This is a genomic window from Streptomyces sp. SID9727 (assembly GCF_010550605.1).
GTDB lineage: Bacteria > Actinomycetota > Actinomycetes > Streptomycetales > Streptomycetaceae > Streptomyces.
The window spans coordinates 1-9,596 of the sequence record NZ_JAAGNI010000209.1 but is presented as its reverse complement, the minus strand read 5'-3'; the positions used below and the strand labels follow the sequence as shown (position 1 = coordinate 9,596).

Below are 9,596 nucleotides of genomic sequence, written 5' to 3'. Positions count from 1 at the left end.
CGCCGTCGACCGGATGCGCGCCGCCCGTCCCGCCGACCCGGCCGTGGAACCGGTGCTCACCGCCTGGTGCGGGCTGCCGGGCTGGGCGCGGGGCGAGGAGGGGGCCGGGACACGGGGCCGGGCGGCCTCCCCGGCGGGCCGGGGAACGTACCTCTGCCACGGCGACCTCCACCTGGGCCAGCTCGTACGCCACCCCGCCCCGCACGGCCGCTGGCTGCTCATCGACGTGGACGACGCGGGCCTCGGCGATCCGGCCTGGGACCTCGCGCGCCCCGCCGCCTGGTACGCGGCCGGACTGCTCCCGCCGGACGTCTGGCTCCGCTTCCTGGACGCCTACCGGGCGGGCGGGGGCCCCGCCGTGCCCGCCGACGGCGATCCGTGGCCCGCCCTGGACGTGCCGGCCCGCGCGCTGACCGTGCAGACCGCCGCGCTCGCCTGGGCCAAGTCGGCGGCGGAGGGCCGGGCTCCGGATGAGGTGGAACAGGTGATGATCGACGCATGTGCCCGAATCGCCTCGCTCCCGCCCGAGTTGGCGGCCGAACGTACGTCGTAGGGTGAACCGACCGTCGGCGGGCAGGCATTCCGGCGACGGCGAACCGACGGCGAGGAGTGAGCCCGAACATGCAGTGTCCCAAGTGCCACGCACAGATGCACACGTACAACCGCAACGGCATCCAGATCGAGCAGTGCAGCGGCTGCCGGGGGATATTCCTGGACTACGGCGAGCTGGAGACGCTGACCCGCATCGAGTCCCAGTGGACGCAGCAGGCCCCGCCGCCGGCCGCCCCGCCGCAGGCGTACCCCTCCGCCCCCGCACCCGCCTGGGGCGCCCCGCACCACGGCGGCCACCACGGTCACTACCGGCAGAAGAGCTTCGGCCGCATGCTCTTCTCCTCCTGACCGCGCCCGGTGGGCCCCGGCACCCGTGCCGGCGGCCCGTCCGCACGCGCGCGAGCACGACGAAGCCCCGGTCGCCGAGACGACCGGGGCTTCGTGACAGTGCGCGATACTGGGATTGAACCAGTGACCTCTTCCGTGTCAGGGAAGCGCTCTCCCGCTGAGCTAATCGCGCAGGTGAACCTGCGTGTACTGCGTGCGCGATACTGGGATTGAACCAGTGACCTCTTCCGTGTCAGGGAAGCGCTCTCCCGCTGAGCTAATCGCGCGGGTGATCCTTGCGGACCGACGATCCTTGCGGATCAGTGGACGATACTGGGATTGAACCAGTGACCTCTTCCGTGTCAGGGAAGCGCTCTCCCGCTGAGCTAATCGTCCTTGGAGGTGGAGACGGGATTTGAACCCGTGTAGACGGCTTTGCAGGCCGTTGCCTCGCCTCTCGGCCACTCCACCAGGGGCGGGAGTCCGGGAAGAATCCCCCGCCATCTGCGAGCGGACGACCAGGTTCGAACTGGCGACCTCAACCTTGGCAAGGTTGCGCTCTACCAACTGAGCTACGTCCGCTTGTCTTTCCCGGTCCGCTTGCGCGTCCCGGCGACGTGTTGAACTCTAGCGGATTCCGGGGCCAGTACAAAAACGCGTTTGTGCAGCGTGCTGAGGTGCGCTCGCCCCGGCGCGGGTCACCCTGCGCCGTCCTACACTCGCGGACGTGCACGACCTCGCTCCCATGGCCCGCTTCGGCGGCCTCGTCGCCTCCGGTCTGCGGGATGTGACCAGTGATCCCGCAGCCCTCGACTCGTCCGGCTTCTGGGCCGTCTGCGCGGGGTTCGAAGGTTCCCTGACCTGCGCCCGCTTCGACACCGTGCGTCCCGCCCCCGTGCCCGCCCCGGTCCCCGGCGCCTGGCGCGGCCCCGCCGTCGGCGACTGGACCTCCTCGCTCGACCGCGAGGCCTACACGGAAGGCGTACGGCGCATCCGCGCGTACATCGCGGCCGGCGAGGTCTACCAGGCCAACCTCTGCCGCGTGCTGACCGCGCCCCTGCCCGGCCCGGGCGCCGCCGACGTGGACGCCCTCACCGCGCTGCTGGCGCGCGGCAACCCGGCCCCGTACGCAGGAACGATTCGGCTCCCCGCGCACGGCGTCGAGATCGCCACCGCGTCCCCCGAACTCTTCCTGCGCAGGGACGGCCGCACGGTCGAGTCCGGTCCCATCAAGGGCACCGGGCGCACCGAGGCGGACCTGCTGGAGAAGGACCACGCCGAGAACGTGATGATCGTGGACCTGGTCCGCAACGACCTGGGCCGGGTCTGCGCCACCGGATCGGTCACCGTCCCCGACCTCTGCGCCGTCGAGAAGCACCCCGGTCTCGTCCACCTCGTCTCCACCGTGCGCGGCCGCCTCGCCGACGGCGCGGGCTGGCCGGAGATCCTCGCCGCCGCCTTCCCGCCCGGCTCGGTCACCGGCGCCCCCAAGTCCAGCGCGCTGCGGATCATCGGCGCACTGGAGACCGCCCCGCGCGGCCCGTACTGCGGGGGCATCGGCTGGGTGGACGCCGACCGGCGGACCGCCTCGCTCGCCGTCGGCATCAGAACCTTCTGGACCGACCGCACCGGGCCCGCCCCCCTCCTCCGCTTCGGCACCGGCGCCGGCATCACCTGGGGCTCCGATCCGGAACGCGAGTGGGACGAGACCGAACTGAAGGCGTCCAGGCTGCTCGCTGTAGCGTCGGGCGCATACGAAGCGACCGGAAGGACCGCACCATGAGGATCTGGGTCAACGGCGAGCTGCGCCCCGCCGACGACGCCCGGGTGTCCGTGCTCGACCACGGGCTCACCGTCGGCGACGGCGTCTTCGAGACGCTCCGGGTCTCCCAGGGCCGCCCCTTCGCCCTCACCCGCCATCTCGACCGGCTGACCCGCTCCGCCCAAGGGCTCGGCCTGCCCGCCCCGGACCTGGACGAGGTGCGCCGCGCCTGCGCCGCCGTCGTCGAGGCCAATCCGGTCGGGCTGGGCCGGCTGCGGATCACGTACACCGGCGGCATCTCGCCCCTCGGCTCCGACCGGGGCGACGCGGGCCCCGGCCTCGTCGTCGCCCTCGGCGAGGTGACGCGCCGCCCCGACACCACGGCCGTCGTCACCGTGGACTGGACCCGCAACGAGCGCTCCGCGCTCACCGGCCTCAAGACCACCTCCTACGCGGAGAACGTCGTCGCCCTCGCCCGCGCCCACGAGCAGGGCGCCTCCGAGGCGCTGTTCGCCAACACCGCCGGCCGGCTCTGCGAGGGCACCGGGTCCAACGTCTTCGTCGTCCTGAACGGGCAGCTCCACACCCCGCCCGTCGCCTCCGGCTGCCTGGCCGGCATCACGCGGGCGCTCGCGGTGGAGTGGACCGGGGCGCAGGAGACCGACCTCCCGTACGACGTCCTGGACCGGGCCGACGAGGTCTTCCTGACCTCCACCCTCCGTGACGTGCAGGCCGTCCACCGGATCGACGGCCGGGAGCTCCCGGGCGCACCGGGACCGGTGACCGCCAAGGCGATGCGGATCTTCGAGGACCGCGCGGCCGACGACCTCGACCCGTGACCGGCGACCGGCCCGTCCGCGCAAAAACGGGTGACGGGCCCCCGCGCAGGGGATAGAAAGCACCTGATGACGACGACACTCCGGCCGGCCGGGCCGATCCAGTCAGGCGCCGACGGCGCACAGCGGCGCGCGTACGACGTGTGCGACAACGGGCGCCCCGTCGGCTCCGTGGCGCTCGCCGTCGAGCCGGGCGCGGGCGGGGCGACGGGCCTGATCAGCGCCCTGCGGATCGACGAGGCCGTCCGCAGGCGCGGCCGGGGCACCATCGCCGCGCTGGCCTCCGAGGAGATCCTGCGCGGCTGGGGCTGCTCCCAGGTGTGTACGAGCGTGGCCGCCGGGGACAGGGCGGGGCAGCGGCTGGCCGCCGCCCTCGGCTACACCGAGCGCAGCCGCAACATGGTCAAGACGCTGCCCGAGGAGCCCCCGGCCCTCCCCGCCGGGCTCACCGCGCACCCGATGACGCCCGAGGAGTTCGCCGCCTGGGAGCGCGACGCGATCGCCGCCTACACGGAGAGCCTGGTGAGCCGGGGCGCCCCGCGCGAGGCGGCGCCGGCCGCGGCCCGCGCCTCCCACGCCCGCCACCTGCCGGACGGCCTCGCCACCGAGGGCGCGTGGCTGGAGTACCTGCGCCACGAGGGCGAGACGGTCGGCCATGTCTGGGAGTCGCGGTTCGAGATGCACCCCGGCATGCGCGTCGGCTACGTGTTCGACGTGGAGGTGGCGGAGCGGTACCGGGGGCGCGGTTACGGGCGGGCGCTGATGCTCCAGGCCGAGCGGATCGCCCTGGCGGCGGGCGAGACGCGGATCGGCCTGCACGTCGTCACGGCCAACACCCCGGCCCTGCGGCTGTACGAATCGCTCGGTTACGAGCCGACCGGGTACAACCTGGCCAAGCCGCTGTAGCTCCCGCCCCTCAGCCCTGCTCGGCCAGGAGGCGGTCGGCGATCTCCTCGATCCGCTCACGCAGCCCGTCCTGGCTCTTGCCGCCGTCCAGGCGTTCGCCGCCGATCACGTACGCCGGCGTGCCGGTCACCCCGATCGCCTTGCCCTCGGCCTGGTCCGCGTCGACGATCAGCATGTGCCGGCCGTCGATGAGCGCGGTGTCGAACTCCTCCGCGTCCAGACCCAGCTCCCCGGCCACCTCGACCAGCAGCTTCTCGCCCCGGTCCCCGAGATCGCCGGTCCGCGCGAGCACCGCCTCGATGTACGGCCAGCCGCTGCCCTGGGCCACGGCCTCCTCGGCGGCCTGCGCGGCGGCGTAGGCGTGCTTGTGCTTCTCCAGGGGGAAGTGCCGCAGCCGGATCTCCAGCCGGTCGCCGTACCGGGCCCGCAGGGCGTGCACATCGGTGAGGGCGTGGTGGCAGTCGGGGCACTGGAGCTCGCACCAGACGTCGAGGACGACCGGTGTTGCGGGGGTGGAATCGCTCATGGGGCCAGTCTCGCAGGGCGGGCGGCCCGGTCTCGTCCCGGCACCGCCGGTACGGCACCTGGGAAGGAGCCCGGCCCCTGAGATGTCCCTGATACGGGCCCGGGGCGTGGCCGTCCGCCCGGTGGCCGGTGCAGGATGGAAGGGACGTATCCCCCTGCGCCAGGAGGCACCGATGCTTGCCGAGACCATCTGTTCCGCGGTGTCCGCGGCGGGCCTGGGCATCGCGGCCGTCACCGCGTACCGCAAGCGGTTCCTCACCGCGACGAGGATCGCCGCCTACGCGCTGGTGCCGGTCGGCCTGGTGCTGACGGGGGTCGTGAAGTGGGTGTCGGACATCGCCTTCAAACCGAGCGTCTGGCTGGGCTTCGGCCTGCTGGGGGTGGCCTGGCTGCTCTTCATGATTACGCGAGCCGTCGAACGCCGGGGCGGCGGCAGCCGCAAGGAACGCCGGGCGGCCGCCCGGGCCGCCCGCGGCGAGGCCGTGGAACCGGCCGCGTCGGCCCCCTCGCTCGGCGCGGGCTCCTCGCCGGGCGGCGCGGGCTCGCGGGCCAAGCCCGGGAAGCAGGGCAGGCAGTCGCCGTCGGCCGGAGCCGGCGAGGACTTCAGTGACATCGAGGCGATCCTGAAGAAGCACGGCATCTGACACCGGAGCCGTCCGAACCCGCCGCAGCACGCGGCGGGGCCGCCCCGTCTCACCAGGTGAATCGTTTCGCCCGAGATTCCTTGACCCTGCCCGGCGGGGCCGCATAGCGTCCCGCTGGGCCGCGAACGTATGCGTTCGGGTCCCATGACACCGGGGGCGGGACGCGTGGACCGTGCGGCGGACGCCGCCCCCTTCCGCGTGCCCGAGACGGAGAAGCGATGGCCCTGTTCGACCTGCCCCTGGACCAGCTGCGGAGCTACCGGCCCGACCCCGACGAGCCGGAGGACTTCGACGCCTTCTGGCAGCTCACCCTGGACGAGGCCGCCGCCCACCCGCTGGACGCCGAGTTCGCGCCCTACGACGGCGCGCTGACCGCGGTCGACTCGTACGACGTGTCGTTCGCCGGCTGGGGCGGGCACCGGATACGCGCCTGGCTGAACGTTCCCGCGGGCGCCGAGGGCCCCCTGCCGACCGTCGTGCACTACCTCGGCTACAGCGGCGGGCGCGGGCTGCCCCACGACCACCTGGTGTGGCCGTCGGCCGGCTGGGCCGCGCTGATCGTGGACACCCGGGGCCAGGGTGCGGTCAACCACCACTCGGCGGGCGCCACCCCGGACCCGTACGGCGCCGCCAACCCGCAGGCGCCCGGCTTCATGACCAACGGCATCCTCGCCCCGGAGACGTACTACTACCGCCGGGTCTTCACCGACGCGGTGCGGGCCGTCGAGGTCGCCCGCAGCCACCCCGCCGTCGACCCGGCACGCATCGTCGTGAACGGCGCCAGCCAGGGCGGTGGCATCACGCAGGCCGTGGCGGCCCTCAGCCCCGATGTGAAGGCCGCGTTCGTGGACGTGCCGTTCCTGACGCACTTCCGGCGGGCCGTCGAGATCACCGACGAGGACCCGTACCAGGAGATCGTCCGCTTCCTCGCCACCCAGCACCGCGCGGACGCCCAGGTGTTCCGCACCCTGTCGTACTTCGACGGCGTCAGCTTCGCCGCACGCGCGACCGTACCCGCGCTGTACTCGGTCGCCCTGATGGACGCGATCTGCCCGCCCTCCACGGTCTTCGCCGCCTACAACCGCTGGGCCGGACCCAAGGAGATCGAGATCTACCCCTGGAACGGCCACGAGGGCGGCACCGGCGTCCACCGCCAGGCGCAGCTGCGGATGCTGCGCGAGCTGCGCTGAGCCGACGGGGTGCGGGGCGGCAACCCGAAAACGTGAGTGAAAACCGGACGCCGGAGCGATAACGGATGCCCCCGTGACGGGTGAACTCCCGCCTGGGAGGGTCATGTTGGTAACGAGCACTCCCGGCACTGCGTCATGATCGTCCCGAAATGGTGGACACCTCTCGGGGCGACGCCCCCGCACCCCCTGGCGAAGAGCCGCGCGGCTGCCTCTTCGCGCTTTCCCAGCCCCCTCTGATGATCTTCCTCACGGTCATCGGCAGCCTGCTGCTGATGGCCGCGTTGCACGATCTCTTCCTGCTGTGAGCGGTCAGCCGGCCGCTTCCCGGCGGCGAGCCCGGTACGCGGCCACGTGCAGGCGGTTACCGCAGGTGCGGCTGGAGCAGTAGCGGCGGGAGCGGTTGCGCGAGAGGTCCACGAAGGCGTGCCGGCAGTCCGGCGCCTCGCAGCGCCGCAGCCGTTCCGTCTCGCCCGCCACGATGATGAAGGCGAGGGCCATGCCGCAGTCGGCCGCCAGGTGGTCGGCGATCGAGGCGTCCGGCGAGAAGTAGTGCACGTGCCAGTCGTAGCCGTCGTGGGCGGTGAGCTGCGGTGTGGTGCCCGCCGCGGCCACCAGGGCGTTCACCAGCCCGGCGGCGGTGCGCGCGTCCTCGGCGGCGAAGACCTCGCCGAACCGGGCGCGCACCTCGTGCACCGCCCGCAGGTCCCGCTGGTCGAGCACCCCGATCCCGCTCACCCGGTGGCGTACGGCGAACGCGTGGAGTGCCGCGACGTCGGCGAGTCCGTCGGCCGGCGCGGCGCCCCCCTCCGGCTCGCTCTCCGGCGCGGTGTTCACCAGATCGACCACCAGGTCGAGGGCGATCCGGGTGTCGTGGGGGATCAGCACGCTTTCGCTCCCTGGCCTCCGGCGAGCGGGCGCCCGCCGATGCCGGACGACTCTACTGGCTCGGCCGGGGCGCGGACCGGCGCCGGTCGCCGCGGTGGATCCGCGGTCACCGGCGCCGGTGTCAGCCGTATGAGGTTGTCCGCGCGACGCCGTCTCCCCGAGTCGGACGGCGTCGTGTAGCTCTCGGCCTGGCTCAGCTCTCGGCCAGGATGTGTGAGAGCTCCGTATCGAGGTCGAAGTGACGGTGTTCGGTGCCCGGTGGTACCGCGGCGTCGGTCCGCTTCAGGAACGACTCCAGGGCCCGTGCCGGCGCCTCGAGCAGTGCTTCGCCCTCTGGGGAGCTCAGCGCGATGCAGACGACGCCCTGGCCGTGACTACGGGATGGCCAGACGCGTACGTCTCCGGTGCCGGTGGGCCGGTGCAGCCCTTCGGCAAGGAGGTCGCGGGCGAAAACCCACTCGACCGTCTCCTCCGCTCCGGTGTGGAAGGTGGCGTGCACGGCATAGGGATCGGCCGTGTCATACCGCAGGCCCGCGGGTACAGGCAGTGAGGACTCGCTCGACACAACGAGGCGCAGGTGCAGCTCGCAGCTGACCGTGGTGTTCATAAGCGCCAGGGCCTTTCGCTCAGTGTGCGCTCGGGGATTCGCACGTCGGCGAAATCGACATGCCACCTACGGTGGCGTTGTAAACCCCTCTGACCGTTTTGAGATGCTTCGGGTAGCTCGTACAGCGGTGTGTAACTTTGCGTCATGCGGCCATTCCAGTGACACGGGGCGGTCCGGTAAGTTGGGTCCATGAACGCGGAGAGTGACGAGCGGGACGGTGCCGCCGCGGCGATGGCACCGGATTCCGCCGCGGGGGAAGCGCCCCGCGATGCGGCGGGGGACGTCATACCGGGAGTGACCAAGGAGGAGCCGGCGCTCGGCTCCAGGGCGCCCGGCTTCATCAAGGCGTCCAGGGCCCTGCACCTCAGCTGGCAGGTCGGCGTCTTCGTCGTCGGCCTGGCCGTCGTGGTGGCCGGCATCATCATGCTGCCGCTGCCGGGCCCCGGCTGGCTGGTGATCTTCGGCGGCATGGCGATCTGGGCGACCGAGTTCGTCTGGGCCCAGCTGGTGCTGCGCTGGACCCGGCGCAAGGTCACCGAGGCCGCCCAGCGGGCGCTCGACCCCAAGGTCCGCCGGCGCAACATCATCCTCACGGTGACCGGACTTGTGATCATCGCGGTGCTCGTCGGGATCTACTTGTGGAAGTTCGGCATCGTCATGCCCTGGAAGATCCACGAGTGACCCCGGAGCCCTCCCCGAGGTGGTCACGGGGCGCCGCTGACATGGGGTAATGTTTGCGGTGCGCCCGGGCGATTAGCTCAGTGGGAGAGCGCTTCGTTCACACCGAAGAGGTCACTGGTTCGAACCCAGTATCGCCCACCCGGACCGACGGCCCGGAAGCCCCAAGAGCTTCCGGGCCGTCGGCGTTCCCGCCCCCGCCTCACCGCATCCGCCCCAGCGCCTCCCTCAGCCGCCGGGCGTCCCGCAGCCGCTTCTCGTACGTCGCCCCCACCGCCAGCAACAGCACCCCGGCCAGGGCCGGCGCCACCCACCGCGGCAGCGCCCCCGCCACCTGCACGACGTACGGCGCCAGCTCGTGCAGCGCGTCCAGCGCCAGCACCGCGCCGCCCAGCACCAGCAGCGCCTGGAGCCGCAGCCGCGCCCCCACCAGCGTGACCCCCAGGGCCGCCACCCCCAGCAGCAGCGGACGCGCCCAGTCGGGGTCCGTCCAGGCCGCGCCCAGCGACGGCACCAGCGTCACGGCGAGCCCCGCCCCGTACGCCGCCCACGACGAGGCCGAAGGATCGCGGCGCCGGCGCAGCACCCCGACCACAAGCGCCGGCACGGTCACCGGCAGGGTGTACGCCTCCGGCGCCGACACCCCCGACACCGCGAGCCGCACCCACGCCGCCGCCACGAACA

At 72.8% G+C, this 9,596-nt stretch carries 12 protein-coding genes, 6 tRNA genes and 1 pseudogene; 10 read left to right on the top strand and 9 right to left on the bottom strand.

Annotated features, from left to right (window positions below):
• Together G3I41_RS13965 and G3I41_RS13960 are read left to right on the top strand one after the other, a co-directional pair.
• Window positions 1-553: phosphotransferase (locus G3I41_RS13965; RefSeq protein WP_164400531.1), on the top strand; the 553-nt coding region annotated here is incomplete at its 5' end.
• Window positions 554-621: 68 nt separating this feature from the next.
• Window positions 622-900 carry a zf-TFIIB domain-containing protein gene (locus tag G3I41_RS13960; RefSeq protein ID WP_026171619.1) on the top strand — a complete coding sequence of 93 codons (279 nt, stop codon included), beginning with the start codon at window positions 622-624 and terminating at the stop codon, window positions 898-900.
• 100 nt (window positions 901-1,000) lie between these two features.
• Here G3I41_RS13960 and G3I41_RS13955 read toward each other — a convergent pair.
• The 5 genes from G3I41_RS13955 to G3I41_RS13935 all read right to left on the bottom strand — a co-directional run bounded on the left by G3I41_RS13955 (window position 1,001) and on the right by G3I41_RS13935 (window position 1,461).
• Window positions 1,001-1,072 (bottom strand) — tRNA-Val (locus G3I41_RS13955).
• A 22-nt stretch (window positions 1,073-1,094) separates the two neighbouring features.
• A tRNA-Val gene (locus G3I41_RS13950) sits at window positions 1,095-1,166 on the bottom strand.
• 37 nt (window positions 1,167-1,203) lie between these two features.
• Window positions 1,204-1,275 (bottom strand) — tRNA-Val (locus G3I41_RS13945).
• 1 nt (window position 1,276) lies between these two features.
• A tRNA-Cys gene (locus G3I41_RS13940) sits at window positions 1,277-1,350 on the bottom strand.
• A 38-nt stretch (window positions 1,351-1,388) separates the two neighbouring features.
• Window positions 1,389-1,461: transfer RNA gene (locus tag G3I41_RS13935), tRNA-Gly, on the bottom strand.
• 163 nt (window positions 1,462-1,624) lie between these two features.
• On the opposite strand from G3I41_RS13935, the gene G3I41_RS13930 reads away from it, so the two are divergent.
• The 3 genes from G3I41_RS13930 to G3I41_RS13920 all read left to right on the top strand — a co-directional run bounded on the left by G3I41_RS13930 (window position 1,625) and on the right by G3I41_RS13920 (window position 4,383).
• Window positions 1,625-2,662, top strand: a complete 1,038-nt coding sequence (locus G3I41_RS13930) for a chorismate-binding protein (protein WP_164400533.1) — start codon at window positions 1,625-1,627, stop codon at window positions 2,660-2,662.
• Window positions 2,659-3,480, top strand: a complete 822-nt coding sequence (locus G3I41_RS13925; protein WP_164400530.1) for an aminodeoxychorismate lyase — start codon at window positions 2,659-2,661, stop codon at window positions 3,478-3,480. The genes G3I41_RS13930 and G3I41_RS13925 overlap by 4 nt, the downstream gene beginning before the upstream one ends.
• A 66-nt stretch (window positions 3,481-3,546) precedes the next feature.
• Window positions 3,547-4,383, top strand: a complete 837-nt coding sequence (locus G3I41_RS13920) for a GNAT family N-acetyltransferase (RefSeq protein ID WP_164400529.1) — start codon at window positions 3,547-3,549, stop codon at window positions 4,381-4,383.
• A 10-nt stretch (window positions 4,384-4,393) separates the two neighbouring features.
• Here G3I41_RS13920 and G3I41_RS13915 read toward each other — a convergent pair whose 3' ends face one another.
• Entirely contained in the window at window positions 4,394-4,909 is a 516-nt protein-coding gene (locus tag G3I41_RS13915) for a DsbA family protein (RefSeq protein ID WP_164400528.1), read from the bottom strand.
• Window positions 4,910-5,081: 172 nt separating this feature from the next.
• Here G3I41_RS13915 and G3I41_RS13910 point away from each other — a divergent pair, with 172 nt between their 5' ends.
• From G3I41_RS13910 to G3I41_RS36390, 3 genes are all read left to right on the top strand, one after another.
• A complete protein-coding gene (locus tag G3I41_RS13910) occupies window positions 5,082-5,552 on the top strand; it encodes a hypothetical protein (RefSeq protein ID WP_203600986.1) in 471 nt (156 codons plus the stop codon).
• A 218-nt stretch (window positions 5,553-5,770) separates the two neighbouring features.
• The gene (locus G3I41_RS13905; protein WP_164400527.1) at window positions 5,771-6,742 is read left to right on the top strand and encodes an acetylxylan esterase; all 972 of its coding nucleotides are present in this window, start codon (window positions 5,771-5,773) and stop codon (window positions 6,740-6,742) included.
• 149 nt (window positions 6,743-6,891) lie between these two features.
• Window positions 6,892-7,047 carry a hypothetical protein gene (locus G3I41_RS36390; RefSeq protein WP_202542324.1) on the top strand — a complete coding sequence of 52 codons (156 nt, stop codon included), beginning with the start codon at window positions 6,892-6,894 and terminating at the stop codon, window positions 7,045-7,047.
• Between the two features lie 4 nt (window positions 7,048-7,051).
• Here G3I41_RS36390 and G3I41_RS13900 read toward each other — a convergent pair whose 3' ends face one another.
• Window positions 7,052-7,627 carry a CGNR zinc finger domain-containing protein gene (locus G3I41_RS13900; protein ID WP_164400526.1) on the bottom strand — a complete coding sequence of 192 codons (576 nt, stop codon included), beginning with the start codon at window positions 7,625-7,627 and terminating at the stop codon, window positions 7,052-7,054.
• A gap of 193 nt (window positions 7,628-7,820) precedes the next feature.
• Window positions 7,821-8,234: an SsgA family sporulation/cell division regulator gene (locus tag G3I41_RS13895; protein WP_003959770.1), complete on the bottom strand. Its 414-nt coding sequence runs from the start codon at window positions 8,232-8,234 to the stop codon at window positions 7,821-7,823.
• Between the two features lie 189 nt (window positions 8,235-8,423).
• Between G3I41_RS13895 and G3I41_RS13890 the strand changes: the two genes are divergently transcribed.
• Complete coding sequence (locus G3I41_RS13890; protein WP_164400525.1) at window positions 8,424-8,915, top strand: TIGR02611 family protein; 492 nt, start codon at window positions 8,424-8,426, stop codon at window positions 8,913-8,915.
• A gap of 66 nt (window positions 8,916-8,981) precedes the next feature.
• Window positions 8,982-9,053: transfer RNA gene (locus G3I41_RS13885), tRNA-Val, on the top strand.
• 61 nt (window positions 9,054-9,114) lie between these two features.
• On the opposite strand, the pseudogene G3I41_RS13880 reads toward G3I41_RS13885, so the two are convergent.
• A pseudogene (locus G3I41_RS13880) lies at window positions 9,115-9,596 on the bottom strand (hypothetical protein); the annotation flags it as partial.